17 protein-coding genes are annotated in these 15,493 nt (G+C 44.2%); 3 read left to right on the forward strand and 14 right to left on the reverse strand.

Annotation, left to right across the window (positions count from 1 at the left end):
- Positions 1 to 13: 13 nt before the first annotated feature.
- The gene (locus N746_RS0106300) at positions 14 to 481 is read right to left on the reverse strand and encodes a hypothetical protein (RefSeq protein ID WP_029934921.1); all 468 of its coding nucleotides are present in this window, start codon (positions 479 to 481) and stop codon (positions 14 to 16) included.
- Between the two features lie 349 nt (positions 482 to 830).
- On the opposite strand from N746_RS0106300, the gene N746_RS0106305 reads away from it, so the two are divergent.
- Positions 831 to 2,615, forward strand: coding sequence for a hypothetical protein (locus N746_RS0106305; protein ID WP_029934924.1), 1,785 nt, complete (start codon positions 831 to 833; stop codon positions 2,613 to 2,615).
- A 106-nt stretch (positions 2,616 to 2,721) separates the two neighbouring features.
- Here the strand turns inward: N746_RS0106305 and N746_RS0106310 are convergent, their stop codons facing one another.
- From N746_RS0106310 to N746_RS0106330, 5 genes are all read right to left on the reverse strand, one after another.
- The gene (locus N746_RS0106310) at positions 2,722 to 3,111 is read right to left on the reverse strand and encodes a Gfo/Idh/MocA family oxidoreductase (protein ID WP_029934926.1); all 390 of its coding nucleotides are present in this window, start codon (positions 3,109 to 3,111) and stop codon (positions 2,722 to 2,724) included.
- Positions 3,112 to 3,314: 203 nt separating this feature from the next.
- A complete protein-coding gene (rimO, locus tag N746_RS0106315) occupies positions 3,315 to 4,646 on the reverse strand; it encodes a 30S ribosomal protein S12 methylthiotransferase RimO (RefSeq protein WP_029934928.1) in 1,332 nt (443 codons plus the stop codon).
- A gap of 172 nt (positions 4,647 to 4,818) precedes the next feature.
- Complete coding sequence (gene rmuC / locus N746_RS0106320) at positions 4,819 to 6,237, reverse strand: DNA recombination protein RmuC (protein WP_051678555.1); 1,419 nt, start codon at positions 6,235 to 6,237, stop codon at positions 4,819 to 4,821.
- Between the two features lie 45 nt (positions 6,238 to 6,282).
- Positions 6,283 to 7,290 carry a cation diffusion facilitator family transporter gene (locus N746_RS0106325; RefSeq protein ID WP_029934933.1) on the reverse strand — a complete coding sequence of 336 codons (1,008 nt, stop codon included), beginning with the start codon at positions 7,288 to 7,290 and terminating at the stop codon, positions 6,283 to 6,285.
- 40 nt (positions 7,291 to 7,330) lie between these two features.
- A complete protein-coding gene (locus tag N746_RS0106330; RefSeq protein ID WP_029934936.1) occupies positions 7,331 to 7,750 on the reverse strand; it encodes a CopD family protein in 420 nt (139 codons plus the stop codon).
- 109 nt (positions 7,751 to 7,859) lie between these two features.
- Here N746_RS0106330 and N746_RS0106335 point away from each other — a divergent pair, with 109 nt between their 5' ends.
- Positions 7,860 to 8,339: an FKBP-type peptidyl-prolyl cis-trans isomerase gene (locus N746_RS0106335; protein ID WP_051678556.1), complete on the forward strand. Its 480-nt coding sequence runs from the start codon at positions 7,860 to 7,862 to the stop codon at positions 8,337 to 8,339.
- Between the two features lie 159 nt (positions 8,340 to 8,498).
- Here N746_RS0106335 and ylqF read toward each other — a convergent pair whose 3' ends face one another.
- From ylqF to N746_RS0106375, 8 genes are all read right to left on the reverse strand, one after another.
- On the reverse strand, positions 8,499 to 9,434 hold the full coding sequence (gene ylqF / locus N746_RS0106340; RefSeq protein ID WP_029934940.1) for a ribosome biogenesis GTPase YlqF: 936 nt from the start codon (positions 9,432 to 9,434) through the stop codon (positions 8,499 to 8,501).
- Positions 9,435 to 9,471: 37 nt separating this feature from the next.
- Positions 9,472 to 9,651 carry an AbrB/MazE/SpoVT family DNA-binding domain-containing protein gene (locus N746_RS0106345; protein ID WP_051678557.1) on the reverse strand — a complete coding sequence of 60 codons (180 nt, stop codon included), beginning with the start codon at positions 9,649 to 9,651 and terminating at the stop codon, positions 9,472 to 9,474.
- A 67-nt stretch (positions 9,652 to 9,718) separates the two neighbouring features.
- Entirely contained in the window at positions 9,719 to 10,138 is a 420-nt protein-coding gene (locus N746_RS0106350) for a hypothetical protein (protein WP_029934943.1), read from the reverse strand.
- Positions 10,139 to 10,184: 46 nt separating this feature from the next.
- Positions 10,185 to 10,820 (reverse strand): hypothetical protein, encoded by a 636-nt coding sequence (locus tag N746_RS0106355; protein WP_029934944.1) that lies wholly within the window; start codon positions 10,818 to 10,820, stop codon positions 10,185 to 10,187.
- Between the two features lie 77 nt (positions 10,821 to 10,897).
- Positions 10,898 to 12,451 carry a TIGR04141 family sporadically distributed protein gene (locus N746_RS0106360; RefSeq protein ID WP_029934945.1) on the reverse strand — a complete coding sequence of 518 codons (1,554 nt, stop codon included), beginning with the start codon at positions 12,449 to 12,451 and terminating at the stop codon, positions 10,898 to 10,900.
- A gap of 230 nt (positions 12,452 to 12,681) precedes the next feature.
- Positions 12,682 to 13,134, reverse strand: a complete 453-nt coding sequence (locus N746_RS0106365; RefSeq protein WP_245603342.1) for a YcgN family cysteine cluster protein — start codon at positions 13,132 to 13,134, stop codon at positions 12,682 to 12,684.
- On the reverse strand, positions 13,119 to 13,787 hold the full coding sequence (locus N746_RS0106370; RefSeq protein ID WP_029934947.1) for a TIGR01621 family pseudouridine synthase: 669 nt from the start codon (positions 13,785 to 13,787) through the stop codon (positions 13,119 to 13,121). The genes N746_RS0106365 and N746_RS0106370 overlap by 16 nt, the downstream gene beginning before the upstream one ends.
- Positions 13,784 to 14,878 carry a DNA alkylation repair protein gene (locus N746_RS0106375; protein ID WP_029934948.1) on the reverse strand — a complete coding sequence of 365 codons (1,095 nt, stop codon included), beginning with the start codon at positions 14,876 to 14,878 and terminating at the stop codon, positions 13,784 to 13,786. Before N746_RS0106375 ends, N746_RS0106370 begins: the two co-directional genes overlap by 4 nt.
- A 91-nt stretch (positions 14,879 to 14,969) precedes the next feature.
- Between N746_RS0106375 and N746_RS0106380 the strand changes: the two genes are divergently transcribed.
- On the forward strand, positions 14,970 to 15,392 hold the full coding sequence (locus N746_RS0106380) for a hypothetical protein (RefSeq protein ID WP_029934949.1): 423 nt from the start codon (positions 14,970 to 14,972) through the stop codon (positions 15,390 to 15,392).
- Positions 15,393 to 15,493 lie beyond the last annotated feature (101 nt).

The raw sequence follows: 15,493 nt of genomic DNA on the forward strand, positions 1-15,493 counted from the left end.
AGTCAATATTCGTTTAAAAAGCCGCTAAAAAGGCTTTCACTTGTTCTGGGCTATTGGCTTTCACCTGCTCAATCACCTCCAACCCATTAAGGCGGACCAAAGTGACGGTCGAATCTTTTCTAGGCCAGTCCTTAGTAAGTTCACCACTCGTATCTAATGCAATACGAAACGGATACTTCTGCATTTTGGGTAACGCAAACCATTTTGTAATAATAGCCGGCATGCCCGAAACATCCGCCACATATAAACCACCACGTGCTTCCAGATTATCTATATTCAACTCAATTAATGCATCTCTAACCCATTCGCCGCCTTGCTTATCGTGCGAAAAAATGAGCCACTGCGTTGTTACCGACAAGCTTATATTTTCCGCATGCTGATCTTCAAAAACCTGCTGAGAGAGCGTTGTGGTCTCTGCATTCACAATGCTAAAACTCATCGCCATCATGAAACCCGACACAAACATTATTATTTTTTTCATACCACCAAACTCCACTCGACAACTTAATTAACTCTAAGGTAGCTCAATTACCTCTGGTGATTCAGGACAAGGTTTACAATGCAAAGCGATAACTTGGCAAAGTCCCCTTTAAGTCCTGCAGAATCATCATAGGGTAATCGAGCGGCCCTTTACTTATGGGCGCATAAGTATCTCAAATAAGTCTAAATTAAACCAATTAATTTATGCATGTTTTTAGTTTAAAAAAAGCTATCAGAGCTTTAAATTCAGTCTTAAGATGTAAATTTATTGCTATTAAAACAACCACTCAAGTAAACTAACTACTAATTATTAACCCCCATTAAAATCGAAAACAACACAAACAGAACCGATGACATCCAATTTCAACTTTAAACGTCTCGTGAGCATTATGGTCACAGGTCATGGCTGCCCAGATACTGCACCGGATTTGACATCAATCGGTTCTAACCTAATCGAGCAAGTACAACACGCCCTGCCTTATGACTCCGCTACCCGCTTACTAAGTGGTTTTGAACCGGGCATTGAACAAATCTGCGTGAAAAAAGCACAACAACTCAATTGGGAAATTCAACTTTTTTTAACTCATAAAACCCGTCAAACCGATGGGCTAGAGCGTTTAATCGAAGGCGACTCCATTAGTAAAATCGTCTCGCTGGGCCGCTCTAAAACGGAACCCCATTTAACCCCCGACCCCTTTAAGGAACGTGACCATATCGCGCTCAACTTTGCGGATTTATTAATTATTTATTGGGACAGTCGTTGCAACGAAACCTCGCAATTTGAGCATTTACAATTGATTGGCCGAGCGGCGCAAAGTCGCAAACCGGTCATTTGGTTAAGCCCCGACGGAAAAATGCACTGGCTAGAAATAGAACGCCTAGATGATGCCGCCTTAGAGTTATTAAAAGCCAGCAACTATTCTTCAGACAGTTTAGTCGCCTGTTTTAAGCCTTTTACTCAACTCGATCAAACGCCCATCAGCAGTTATATTGAATTGTTATTGAATCCAACCATTCAAATCCACAATCCAAACGCCACCATTCTGCGTGAACTCACTCAAACCAACGGACACACAGCTTTTCGAGACACCGGACGTTTACACGATGTCATGACCGGACTACTGCATAGCGATCAAAAAGGCGCTTGGTCAAGTTTTAAACGCAAATTTTTAAACTATCGAAGACCTAAACTCTGGTCAAAAACCCCTGACGAAGTACAACCTAAAGCGGTTTTAAACCAAGCCTTTTCTCACCATGACAACTTGGCCGAACAAGCCGGTGGCTTGCATCGCAGTAATATTTGGCTATTGTATGGCTTCTCCGCCTTAGCGGTATTGGTGGCGGTCAGTGCCGAAGTTTGGCAACTGCATTGGTTGGCCTATGTGGAATTGGCACTGATTGCGATGGTTATTTATCGGGTTTGGTGGGCGCGTAAAATTCAATTACATCAAAAGTGGATTCGGCATCGGTTTTTGGCTGAACAAATGCGCTATTGCATCATGGGTTACCCAGCTTTAGCCATTCCCAACGCTTTTTTAGCGCCGGTTTGGGAGGTCAACCATCAAAACCAACTGCAACTGAATAGTGCCGAGCTTTGGTTATTGCAACGTCATTTGATTGTCAGCGGCCTGCCCTGTGATGATGGCAAGGTTTATACACCGCCTTATCACAACCATGTATTGGCAGAACATATTCAAGCTAGCGTACGCAGTCAAATGCATTACCATCAAATGCACCACCACCAAAAACACTTGGGGCACAAGCGACTGCATGCCTTGGCTGAGCTGCAGTTTCTGCTGACCTTTATTGCCGTGGTGGTGCATATTTATATTCATGCCAATTGGCTGTTGTTATTTACCGCGGCTTTGCCAGCTTTCGCCGCGGCCTTGCATGGCATTTTGACTAAACTGGAAATGGAACGCATCTCCGGTCAATCAGCGAGTTTGTATCAACAGCTAGAACATTTAGATTTGGCTTTGACGCGTTTTATTCAGGAGACGCCACCAGGTGACAATAGCTGGCATCACTGGGTGAGCCTGCATTATCTGGCAAACAAAAGTCAGCAAACCATGTCAGATAACATTACACAATGGCAACACCTGATCCAGGTTCAACAAACTGAAATTCCGGCCTAAAACCTTATCACCAGGCCTGGTGATAAGGAATTTAACAAATACCTTACATAATAAAAAAGCGCCCTTAGGCGCTTTTTCTATCACACAAATTGAGTTTAAAACAACTCTAATAACCGATATTTGAATGATGAGACTGCGGAATGGCTTCCGCATCAGGTAAAAGATACCACATCAAATAATCGACCACCATCGGTACTAAAACGGTATGTTGATTATTTGTCTCTTGAAGCATTTTGCGCACCGCCAACTTCAACTCAGGGCGGTTTGAAGTGTCCATGATAATGTCAATTTTCGAGCCATATTCACGGATCGCTTCTTCATAACTCGGGTAGTTTTTAATACCGCGTTTTTCCGCATCCGCTAACAACGGATTGCTCATATTCGGCTCACTCACCGCGATAATCTTAACTCGACTTTCGTCTAGCGCCGTAAACTGATTATAAAATTTACCGCCAATTCGACCCAAACCTATCATTAAAACCGTAATCTGCCTCATATCTCTTGTTTCTCCTTTAGTCTTATATTTAGCTTCAGTTAAGTGATTTAAGAACCAATTAACCTAAAACATAGATAAGTATAGGGGAAACATTCATCTGATATGGGCTTGTATCACCCGGTTTGCCATCATTTTATTTATAGGCCAACGTATAAAATTTATTCGATACACCAAACCTTTCATGCAAGCTTGGAGTAGATCAATTAATCTTCAATTAAAACCGGTTGCGCCCATAAATCGTATTCATCGGCGGCAAAAATTTCAACTTCCAACATGTCGCCTGGTTGCAGGCCTTCACCTTCGGGAATAAACACCATACCGTCTATTTCAGGTGCATCCGCCGCTGAACGTGCAATCGCACCCTCTTCGTCGATTTCATCCACCAACACCGTCATGCGCTTGCCAATTTTGGCCTGCATTTTTTTAGCACTGATCGCCTGCTGAGTTTGCATAAAACGATCGTAACGGTCTTGTTTAATGTCATCTGGAATTTGCTCAGCGATTTCGTTAGCCGCCGCGCCAGTCACTGGCGAATATTGGAAGCAACCCACACGATCTAGCTGCGCTTCTTCCAAGAAGTCTAGTAGACGTTGGAATTCTTCTTCAGTTTCGCCTGGGAAACCGACAATAAAGGTCGAGCGCAAGGTTAAATCCGGCACTTGTTCACGCCATTGACGAATACGCTCTAACTGGCGGTCAATATTGCCCGGGCGGCGCATCGCCTTCAGCACACGTTTATCAGCATGTTGTAATGGCATATCCAAATAAGGCAACACCTTGCCCTCGGCCATTAACGGAATCACTTCTTCCACATTCGGATAAGGATACACATAATGCAAACGCACCCAAACGCCCATATCGCCCAGCGCTTTGACCAAGCCGGTCATCGAGGTTTTTACCGGCTGACCGTTCCAGAAGTCCAATTTGTGTTTCACATCCACACCATAAGCGGCGGTATCTTGCGAAATCACCAATAACTCTTGCACGCCCGCCTCTACTAAACGCTTGGCTTCGTCGAGCACTTCACTCACCGGACGACTCACTAAATCGCCTCGCATCGAAGGAATAATGCAGAAAGAACAACGGTGGTTACAACCTTCCGAGATTTTTAAATACGCAAAGTGACGCGGCGTGAGTTTGACGCCTTGCGGTGGAACCAAATCCACATAAGGGTTATGCGCCGGTGGTGCCACCACATCATGCACCGCATTCAGTACGGTTTCGTAAGCTTGCGGGCCGGATACGGATAAAACTTGCGGATACTGACTTAAAATCTCTTCATCACGCGCACCCAAGCAGCCCGTCACAATCACCTTACCGTTTTCACGTAACGCCTCACCAATCGCATCCAGCGATTCTTGAACGGCCGAATCAATAAAGCCGCAGGTATTTACAATCACGGTATCGGCATCTTCATACGAATTCGATAAATGATAGCCTTCAGTACGTAACTGGGTCAGAATGCGTTCCGAATCAACAGTCGCTTTCGGGCAACCTAAACTCACGACGCCTACGGTGGGTTGGTGTTTACTCATAAAATTCTCACGGTCAAAACAACCAGGCCTGGTGCTCGGTCTCTTTTAGAAACTCAACCAGGCCTGGTGCAATTAAAATTAACGCGCATTTTACAATAAAATTGAACGAACAATTCAGATTGCTTAAATCGCGCGGCTTAATAAGTTTAGGTTTTAAAATTAGGAGCGCTGATTATTTAGATTCTAAAGATTTTGGCACATCGTCTACCAGTTCTAGCTTGGCTTTCTCGACCAACTCTTCAGGCAATTCTTTTTGCACCATCACACCCAAGTCTTTAAACTCGGCAGCTTGTTTAATCAAGTTACCGCGCCCAGAATATAGCTGGCTAAAGGCTTTTTCGTAGCTGTCTTTAGCTTTATCCAATTGGTTGCCGACACCTTGTAAGCTGCCGATAAAGCTGTTGAGCTTGTTATAAAACAGTTCCGCACGGCGCGCTAACTCGGTGCTGTGTTTACTCTGTTCGGCAAAACGCCACAGCTGACGCACAATTTGCACCGAACTTAACAAGGTCGAAGGCGTGGCGATTAACAAATGCTGCTTCATGGCTTCATCTAGCAAACGCTCGTCGGCTTTAATTGCTTCCATATAAGCCGACTCGATCGGCACAAACAAAATTACCACTTCCGGCGCCACCAGGCCTGGTAGTTTGGCATATTCTTTATCCGACAACTCTTTCATACGATCACGCAACGCACTGACGTGCTCTTTTAACGCGACCTGTTTTTCTTGCTCGTCTTCGGCATTTACAAATCGGCTGTAGGCCGCTAAAGAGGTTTTAGCATCAATGACTAAGTGTTTTTCGCCCGGCAAATACACCACCACATCCGGGCGTAAACGACCGGACTCACCTTGAATACTGACTTCGCGCTGATAGTCTCTTGGCGCCACCAGGCCTGCAGATTCCAATACGCGCTCCAAAATCATCTCCCCCCAATTACCCTGCGCCTTTTTCTGGCCTTGCAGAGCCTGGGTGAGTTGGTGGGCTTGATCGGATAAATTCAGGTTCATCTTCTGCAGGTTCTGCAATTCAAACTTAAGCGCCAAACGTTGCTCGCTTTCGTTTTTTTGAATTTGCTCGACCTGAGTTTTAAAGGCTTTCACATCGTGATGAAACGGCGTAAGTAGCTGGTTTAAACTTTGTTCGCTTTGCTCTTTAAACGATTTATTTTTTTGTTCAAAAATCTCTTGTGCTAACTGGCTAAACTCTTGTTTTAAACGCGCATGTTGCTCTTCAAACTGCTGCTGTTTTTCCGCCAACTGAGTTTGCAATTTAGCCTGCGAGACTTCGAGCTGAGTATTGGTTTGCTGACTGGTGTTTAAGCGCTCTTCAAGTTGATCCGCCGTTTGTTGCCAACGTTGTTGCTCGGCCTGGGCTAAAGCCAATTGAGTGGTTTGTTGATTAAGGGTTTGATTTAACTCAGTTATCTGGGTTTCGTACTGCTGCTGTATCTCGGTCAAACTTTGCTCTAACACTTTACGTTTCGTAATTTCACGCCAGACTATCCAACCGCCCAAGCTCGCGAAACCAGTTAAAGCTGTCACTAAAGCCACCAGGCCTGGTGTCGCATATTGCATCCAATCAAATTCCATAAACATCCTAAGTGTTTTAATCTTTTTTGTTTTGTGTTGTACTCGTTAGTTTGTAAGCTTATTCGGGCTATTCGGATCTTCCGTCAAACCCGCTGGCAGTTGAGCGGCCTGCTCGCCAGTCGCGATTCGTTCCCACTTGGCTTGTTGGGTAAACACCACGTCCATCGCCACATAAGGAAATTGCTTGCGAAAACCTTGGTACATGGCTTCGCGCACATCGTCTTGTGCTTCAACACTGTCTAACGGCGTATCGGCGCGCACCGTAAAATAGACATGAACCAATAAAAACCGGCCCGTCATGACCAAACGTAAATGATACCCCTTATGCACCGCTGAACTCACCAGGGAATCGATCATTTCACGAATTTTATCTTCAATATCTTCACCCGGGTGTTTGCCCACAATCTCGTTCCACGCATCACGGATAATGCTTAAAGGCACCACCAAAATGAGCGCGACTAGCACGATAACCATTATCGGATCAAAATACGGCACCCAATGCGCGTATTGGCCATTTTGCATAACATAAGCTGCGATAAACACCGCCAACATGACGGCCGAAATATAACCATCCACCAGCCAGTTTTTCGCGTCCACTAACGCCAGCGGCGAATGGGCGCGTTCGCCCCAGTGTTTGATCACTCCCGCGCTGACAAAACAGCCAATTGTCGCCAAAAACGCATAGAAAATCGCCATATCTAAAATCACGGCCTTACCACCGCCATACATAGACGCAAACGCGTTAAACAAGGCAATGGTTAACAAAGTCAGAATCATCAAACCTTTCGCCATATTGATCATGGGTTCATACATCCAATAACCAAACGGATATTCGTCGTTACTGGGTTTCATCACCAATTTGGAGACACGCAAGGTGAGCAAGGCGATCAATAAATGGATAAAAGAGTACAAGCCATCCAACATGATGGCATCGGAAAAACTGACGATCGCAAAACCGACCCCAATCACGACCATAAACACATTACCCCAAACGGAAAAATCCAACGCGCGTTTTTCCAATTTAATCAAATGTGCTCGTTTTGACACCGACATGCTGACTCCTAATTAAGCCAAAGTTAAAGTTTGAACGTGTTTAAAAGGGTTTGATAACCACAAAAATAAGAATCGCTAAGGTAATGACCAACGGAATCTCGTTCGCCCAACGATAATAAACACCGGAATGATCTAAGTGACCGGCTTGCATTTCGATCACACGCTTGCGTGCCCAAAAGTGATAAGCAATTAATAACGCGACCATTAATAACTTAGCATGCAACCAACCACCGCTGATGCCAAATCCAAACCACAAACCAAAGCCGGTAATTAAGGTCAACACCATCATAATACTCATAAAATTCCACAACTTACGACCCATTATGGCTAAGCGTTCGACTTGTTGTCCGGCCTTTTTGCCTTCGACAAAATGCACAAAAATACGTGGCAGATAAAAAATCCCCGCCATCCACGACATCATAAATAACAAGTGGAAAACCTTAACCCATAGATACATCATAAAACGACCTCAAATTGTGTTTTTTGCCTAAATACGTCCCAAAATCCGATCACGAATCGGTATCATGACGCATGAAAATCAATATTTTAACTCTAATTAAGGACACCGAATGAAAATCGAACAAGATAAAGTCGCGCAAATCGAATACACCCTAACTAACTCTGCCGGTGAAGTTATGGATAAATCCAATGGCCAGCCTTTGGCCTATTTACATGGTCACCACAACTTAATCCCTGGGTTAGAAGCCGAGCTATTAGGCAAAGCCGTAGGCGATAAATTTACTGCGACCATTGCCGCTGCGGATGCTTATGGTGAAAAACACGATGGTATGATCCAACAAGTGCCAAGCGAGCTGTTTCAAGGCGTTGAAAAAATCGAAGTCGGCATGCGTTTTGAAGCTCAGTCAGATCAAGGTACGCAATCGGTTGAAATCGTAGCGATTGACGGCGACCAAGTAACCGTTGATGCCAACCACCCTTTAGCGGGTCAGGATTTAACCTTTGAAGTCGAAATCATGGATATTCGTGATGCGTCTGCAGAAGAACTAGAGCACGGCCACGCGCACGGTGCTGGCGGTCATCACCACTAAGTTGAACCGCTCAAACCATCAGGCACCAGGCCTGGTGGTTATCTGAATCCCACCTGTCATCCTGAACCCCAAACTGTCATCCTGAGCGAAGCGAAGAAACAAAGTCAGCGCGAAGTAAAACGAAGCCTGAATCTCCCAACCGAATAAAACACTATCCCCCTACTTACGATTCCGCCTAGTGCGCGCCTTACGCTCCGCATCATGAATCTCTTTTAAACGCGCTTTCTCAGCTTCTGCAGCTTCCGCTCTAGCAACTTCAACTTGTGTCATCTCTGGCGTTTCTAACGTAATTGGCCCCAACTTTCCATCGCGCAATTCGGTGATTAAAATCCGGCTGACCTTATCCCAATCCACCGAGCCGCCTTTTTGCATACAACCGCGTTTTTTGCCAATCAACGCCAACAATTCTTCGTCGTGCTCTGGCAATTCATCCAATTTATAACGTTCTTTCAACGCATCTGGGTAGTTTTTCAACAGGTAATCAGCGGCAAACAAAGTAATGTCGATAAAATCAAACGCCGTGTCTTTAATCGCGCCGGTAATCGCCAAACGATTGCCACATTCTGGCGGCGTTAACTTAGGCCACAAAAACCCAGGCGTATCAGTCAGGGTCATATTGTTCGCTAACTTAATACGTTGCTGAGATTTGGTCACACCCGCCTCGTTGCCAGTTCGAGCAATCGTGCGGCCAGCTAAGGTATTAATCATAGTGGATTTGCCCACATTCGGAATCCCCATAATCATCGCGCGGCCACCTCGAATCGCCAAATCACGATCACCCATTAACTGCTCACACAGTTTCAATAAGCTTTTAATATGTTCAGGATGTTGCGACGTCATCGGCAGCGCACGCACGCCCTTCTGCTGTTCAAAATGCTCAACCCACATTTGAGTAATGGCCGGATCAGCCAAATCGGCCTTGTTCAACACCTTAATGCAAGGCGTTTCGCCACGCAGCCCATTCACCAACGGGTTTTCGCTCGAAAACGGAATGCGCGCATCCAGCAACTCAATAATCACATCCACCTGCGGCATCACCTCAGCAATGTCTTTGCGGGCCTTGTGCATGTGTCCAGGAAACCAATTTATCGCCATCTAATTTTTCTCATTTATTTTATTAACTCTGGGCATTTTAGCCTCTTCGACTTGAATCTGGCTCTTGTTGGCGATCCCTCATAAAGTCATTACTGACACCTTCCGACTCAAACCAATCATCCCGACTCTGTTCAACTGGCGTGATAATACGTGATTTTGTGGCATCATTTTGGGCTTTAGTATCACCAGAGCCCTCAACCATAAAATCTTCAGGCATGGATACCAGCAAATCAAAAGCGTTAGCAAGGGTTTTTAGGCTTAGATTTCAACACCAAGTTATGGGCTTATTTGCTCTCTACGAAGCCTTGCTGAACACTACCTCTAACAGGGCGTGACAGAAAAGTTTTAATTATAAGTTTAAGCGTAAAAGGCGCTTCTCTGTTCCACGGCCAGAGTGAGACTAGACGTGCCATTGCGCAATAACCAAATACGACTTGCGCCCAAGTGCCAATCAATGGCGCCCAATACAACCACTGCATGATTCCTGGAAAAGCCACGATAAGAAGCAATAAATACCAAAAACGCACCTGAACCGGAAAAGCTTTAATGCTTTTCTCACGTATAACGTAGTGAATTAGTTGAAATATGGTTAGACCGATGGCTAAGATAAACCCTAATTCATTTCCTAAGACACCAACAGTAAGAAGTAACACTGTAACCAGCCAATACCACCAACCCATATCTTTAAATTCAAACATAAACATAAATATTTCCCTTTAGCGCGTAAAAAGGGGACGCTACCCTTTTCTATTAGCCATAAATGCTCTTGCGATGAAGGTGCGACAGCAAAGACACCTCGCCTTCTTCACGCGACTCCGCAAGCTTTTGTGATAATTCATCATCAAGATTATCTGATGGGTATAGCTCTTGTTGTGCTTCGATAATCTCTGGCGAGCCTGGCAAGTGCGCTTGCGTGTGATCTTGAAGTAAGTCTAAATATGCGTTAACGCGTTCTATGGATTCGGAGAGGAATCGACCAAAAGGCAAAAAGCCCTCATAGACTCTTGACCCTACTAGAACACGGAGTTCAAGTTTTGCTGATTCGTAACGTTCTAGTGCCCGTGCAAACTTTTCGATTTTGTCCTTATACGCTTCAGCTTCTAACAGGCGCCAGCGTTCATTTTCTGTTGTGTGAACTGTTTCTTCGTCTGTGAATTGGCGCTTTTCATAAGACCATAATGGTTGCCGTAGTTTGCGTGCCGCTTCATATACTAAGTGACTTTCTTTTACGAGCACTTTTGCTGCTGCGTAGACTTCCTTTCCCACAATATCCCTCTTCCATGCTCTTAGCCCGTATATGCCAACGAAGATTGTCACAAGTGCCGCAACACCCAACAGTGTATCTTTGATCAACGAAACCCAATCCATTAATGCTTGGTCAGGCAATGGTTTTCTCCTTTTTGGCTAACGCCTCCGTAATAGGCGAGCTTGCGAGCGTCCTAATTGACGCGTTTGTTAGGCAATTAAGTAATATTGATTTTGGCAAGTTCAACTTTAAAACCCATATTAATTAATCTCCTTGCGTGATGCCGAAGATTTACTTTGGAAAAAAATGGCAAATGAAGATCTCCAGCATTCTTTTGCATGATAGCTAGAACAATTCTGTATTTTCGAGGACTATCTTCACTGTTAAAATTTACACTCAAATACGTTTTCTCTAGGTGCTTATTAACTTGATCTTGCACGCTAGGGTCATTCATAAGAAAGTCGGTTGCAACAGATGCTTGTGAAAATAGGTGACTTAAAACAGATGAAGATCCATATTTTTTTACATGAATAAACGCATCACACTGGGAAAGCAAATCACAAAATTCTAGGCTATTACCAGTACCTTTAGGGCGAATCCACTGCTGATCAAGAAGTGCGAAATTTTCGCCATCGGCTATTTTCCGCAAATAGTGACCTTCGTTCATTCCATTATAGGGGGGGAAATAAATTCGAGATCTGTCTAGAGAATTGAAGAAATTGTTTACAGAGTCCGAAAATTCACTATCAATCCTGTACCATTTCCCATCATTTAAGATATAAGTTTCACCATCGAGTATTAGCTCACAATTCATGCAGTGAAAGACAGCCCAACTACCGTTATTTTTTTCTTCTGCATTAAATTTTAATATCTCTCTCCTTTTTAATGCATCAATTGTTATAGGTTTCCTAGGCTTTGATTCAGCGATATAAGTAGATAAGTCTAACTCACTATGAAAGCAAAGAGCTTGATTGTTTCTTATTTTGTAGACAAATCCAGAGAAATCATTGTAATCAATAACTTCTGGCGGAGAAATCCATACATCTTCATATTTCTCCTCATTGAGAAGTCTAGCCATTTCTTCATTTAACTGTTGAAGCAGTGATGGATCAGAGACAAACTGTATAAAATCTACCCAAGGATATTTTTCTTCATACTTATCATCTTCATAAGCCACAAGTAGCCTTTTTGCTAAGTCTGGGAATGTATCTAATTCGATTTCGGTATTAATTGAAACAGAGTCGCAACCTGATACTATCTCTGAGCTTTCACTATCATTGCTTTCAACCACAGCGCAGATCGATTTCAGTATCTCTTGGTCAAATTCAAAATCAAAGTCATTTACATTTGTATTCTTTGATGTTTGCGAGCGCGTATTCAACGAAACCTTTTCCAAGGTTGATTTGTCGATAGACTTTATTTGCTCTGAATCTCCAAGATTAAGAGTTACCCTCAACCCAAAGCCACGCTCCACCATAAATGACTTTAACATTGACCTTCCATGCCCAAAGGTGAATGCGAATAGCCTATTTTCAATATTTACAACTAAGAGCCCTCTAACGCTTTCCGACCTAAAAATATTCGGATCAATACTATTTATATCACTAAATAGCTTTGCCCATTTGGGTTCTGAGCGCGACTTTTTAATATAAAGGCCACAGGGGATTCCTTTAATTTCTATAGGAGTTCTCGTAGATAACTTGTCCTTGTCTAAGGCGTCCTCTTCAGATACGCCTTCCTTAATCAAGTAGCAAACCACATTCAGTTTCATTCAAAGTGACTCCGTGTCGACTGCCTAACATTTAGTACAAAACACATTTACCCTACTATTTAATATTGAACTTACTTTCAGGTAATAATGATTTCATATTAGGTTAATCAGGGCTTAAACGTTACAACTTCGATAAATACTATCGCAAATAAAACTATTTTTCTAGATGAAATACGCATCGTAAATTTACACCTAAACGGTCATCTGATTTAGCCTAAAAAATATAGTGGTTAAGGCTTATCCATTAAATAATCTTCTGCATCAATATCCGCCGTTTCGATTACGACGTTAATAGATTTTAGTCCGTGGTATTTGACTTGGGTGTGGTCGCCAAGATTGAGTGGGTGCCAGTCTGGTAGGGGTTGGTTGAAGTAGCGTAAACGGTAAGCGCAGGATTCGGGTAGCCAGTCGAATTCGGCGATGCGTTCTAGGGTTAGCGGCACACAAGTGGGCACATTCACCGAGCGGTTTTCGTAGTCGCCGCACTGCCCTGTTTCTAAGTCTGAAAATTTACACACGACCCGCGTATAAACAATCTCTTCGGTGTCTTCGTCTTGCAGTTTATGCAGGCAGCACAAACCGCAGCCGTCGCACAGGCTTTCCCATTGTGCGGGGGTGAGTTGTTCTAGCGGGGTGTCTTCCCAGTATTTAGTGGTCGCTTTCGACATCAAAACGCTTTCCATGGTTCGTTCCAAGCCGCACATTGTACCTTAAAGGCATCCGACACAAAGCGCTGGCCGCTGGTTGGCGGGCAAACGAAGGCGAAGTTTTCGCCGAATAAGCTGAATCTCAACGCATAAGCATGTAAATAGCCGCGATCTTCTTGTTCGGCTTCTTCTACCGCTTGATAACGCGCATCGCCCGCTATCGGTGCGCCTAGGCTTTTGAGCGCGACGCGGATTTGGTGGGTTTTGCCGGTATGGGGTTTAACCAAAAACGCGCGTTTATTCGGTGCGAGGCTGGCGCTGACAAATTGCGTAATCGCGGGATTGTCCATAGTGGTGGTTAAACGGTAACTGCCGCGCCGACTGGGTAGCATGTCGCCTTTTATCCAGCCCTGCTTCTTTTTGGGTTTGTGGGTGGAGATGGCGAGATAGTATTTTTCGATTTCGCGTTGTTCAAACAAGGTTTGAAACGCTTGCGCGGAGGCGAGGGTTTTCGCCAGAATCACTAAACCCGAGGTCATTTTATCTAACCGATGTACTGGATAAAGTGACGGCAGACTTAACTGCTGTTGTGCCAACACCACCAGGCCTGGTGCTTGTTCTGAATGGAAGTTCAAGCCCGCTGGTTTATCCAGCAACACAAAATTCGTGTTTTCAAAAATGAGATTCATGCTTTTACCTCAAACCAGGCCTGGTGCTTTATTTCGCCGTTAATCACGAGCTGTATTTTATGTTGTCCGGCATAGTGCCGGCGTGTAGTTAAGGGTTTAAACGACAGGGTTTTGTTAAATTCTTTGCGTGCCTCGCTGTAATCCGCTTCGGCCAGCTTAAACACTTTGCGTAATGGCATGCCGCTTGGTCTGGGATAATCCACTTGTATCTCAAGGCGTAAGCGCCCTAGGGGTTTTGAGGCTTTGGATGTTTGTAATTCAAAATGATAATGCCAGGCTTCACCCAGTTTGACTTGTGTGTCTTGTTGCCAATCTACCAGTTGCACATGATCGGTTTTTGGTAGATTTAATAAGGCTAAAAACCGCGAGTCTCGCTGTTTTAAAAAGTTGCGGCTGGCGTGTTTAATAATCCAATCCGCTTGTGTGCTGGTGCTTAACCAGGCCTGGCAGAAGGCCAATAAAACCTCAGGATGATCTTTACCAATATCGTTTAAATTATTCGCCACACTTTTGCGCACATATAAGCTGGGGTCGTGAATTAGGTTTTGCAGAATGGGCAGAATCGGTGTGGGATCGCGCTTAAATTCCGTTAGGGCTTTGCCCCAAGGTAATCTGGGGCGACAGCCTTCTGACGCTAAACGGCGTAGATGATGATTATCCGACAAAGACCAGGCCTGCATTTGCGCCATAGTAACGGTTTGATTTTGTTCAATAAAAGCGCGAATCGCAAACTCAGCGGTCGAAAATTGAGTAAAGGTTTCGAGCGCTTTAAAGGATACGTCAAAATCCGCTAAACCATATTCTTCGACAATCTGCGAAAGCACCAGGCCTGGTAACCCCGGAAACTGCGGTGCGATGTTTTGCAGGCCATCTACTATTTCGGCATAACCGAAACCTGCTTGCTCTAAACGCTGATAACTCAAATGGCTGGTGTATTGGATACGCTGTTTTAAGCTCAACTCAGACCAATCTTCCAGTTGAGCGTCGCTCAACCACTCGGCCACACCTAAATCGCCAAACTCGGTTTGTAGGGCTTGCCACCAGCGTGACCACCAGGCCTGGTTAAATTGATCTTTTAATGCGTTCGACATGCTTTGTTTTACCACGCGCTTTGTGCTAAATTAAATTCCATCTTAACCACCTTTCAGAAGCTTCTGATTCTGACCTGAAAAAGGACGCACCATGTCAGATATGACACCACAAGAAAAAGTTCGAACTTGTTTAAACTATATCGATAATCGCTTGGAAACCACCTCGCAGCAAACTATTCAAATCGCCGAAATGATGATGGAAGACATTCGAGAGTTTAACGACTCTTATCTTGATGCGGTTAAAAATAATAACTTGGCTGAGTACACCGACCAAGTACGCAACACCCAGCTAAAGTGGATGAATCAGTTGCAAGACATTATTGTCGAACAAACCAGCCGCGATTTAAGCGGCCAAGTTATTCTGGCATTACAAAGCTTTACCGACAAACTTGAAGGCGCAAAATTGAAAAATGTCGACTTTGAACTGCCCAGCGCGGTCGCCTCAAAACAAGCGGATGCGCTTGATTATATGAGCCAAGAAGACATTGATGCGTTAATGAATCAGGACACTTAATCGACTGGCTTTACTTTTCTGGTTCGATTTTTGTCAATCTATAAAAAAACCCGCTCTATTTGAAGCGGGTTTTTTTATAGATAAGCACCAGGCCTGGTACT

Origin of the sequence: Thiomicrospira pelophila DSM 1534 (assembly GCF_000711195.1) — a bacterium.
Taxonomy (GTDB): domain Bacteria; phylum Pseudomonadota; class Gammaproteobacteria; order Thiomicrospirales; family Thiomicrospiraceae; genus Thiomicrospira; species Thiomicrospira pelophila.

Bases quoted from the DNA above. Each gene is read 5' to 3' on its own strand.
- N746_RS0106300 (WP_029934921.1), bottom strand. From the start codon at position 481: ATGAAAAAAATAATAATGTTTGTGTCGGGTTTCATGATGGCGATGAGT.
- N746_RS0106305 (WP_029934924.1), top strand. From the start codon at position 831: ATGACATCCAATTTCAACTTTAAACGTCTCGTGAGCATTATGGTCACA.
- N746_RS0106310 (WP_029934926.1), bottom strand. From the start codon at position 3,111: ATGAGGCAGATTACGGTTTTAATGATAGGTTTGGGTCGAATTGGCGGT.
- rimO (WP_029934928.1), bottom strand. From the start codon at position 4,646: ATGAGTAAACACCAACCCACCGTAGGCGTCGTGAGTTTAGGTTGCCCG.
- rmuC (WP_051678555.1), bottom strand. From the start codon at position 6,237: ATGGAATTTGATTGGATGCAATATGCGACACCAGGCCTGGTGGCTTTA.
- N746_RS0106325 (WP_029934933.1), bottom strand. From the start codon at position 7,290: ATGTCGGTGTCAAAACGAGCACATTTGATTAAATTGGAAAAACGCGCG.
- N746_RS0106330 (WP_029934936.1), bottom strand. From the start codon at position 7,750: ATGATGTATCTATGGGTTAAGGTTTTCCACTTGTTATTTATGATGTCG.
- N746_RS0106335 (WP_051678556.1), top strand. From the start codon at position 7,860: ATGAAAATCGAACAAGATAAAGTCGCGCAAATCGAATACACCCTAACT.
- ylqF (WP_029934940.1), bottom strand. From the start codon at position 9,434: ATGGCGATAAATTGGTTTCCTGGACACATGCACAAGGCCCGCAAAGAC.
- N746_RS0106345 (WP_051678557.1), bottom strand. From the start codon at position 9,651: ATGCCTGAAGATTTTATGGTTGAGGGCTCTGGTGATACTAAAGCCCAA.
- N746_RS0106350 (WP_029934943.1), bottom strand. From the start codon at position 10,138: ATGTTTATGTTTGAATTTAAAGATATGGGTTGGTGGTATTGGCTGGTT.
- N746_RS0106360 (WP_029934945.1), bottom strand. From the start codon at position 12,451: ATGAAACTGAATGTGGTTTGCTACTTGATTAAGGAAGGCGTATCTGAA.
- N746_RS0106365 (WP_245603342.1), bottom strand. From the start codon at position 13,134: ATGGAAAGCGTTTTGATGTCGAAAGCGACCACTAAATACTGGGAAGAC.
- N746_RS0106370 (WP_029934947.1), bottom strand. From the start codon at position 13,787: ATGAATCTCATTTTTGAAAACACGAATTTTGTGTTGCTGGATAAACCA.
- N746_RS0106375 (WP_029934948.1), bottom strand. From the start codon at position 14,878: ATGTCGAACGCATTAAAAGATCAATTTAACCAGGCCTGGTGGTCACGC.
- N746_RS0106380 (WP_029934949.1), top strand. From the start codon at position 14,970: ATGTCAGATATGACACCACAAGAAAAAGTTCGAACTTGTTTAAACTAT.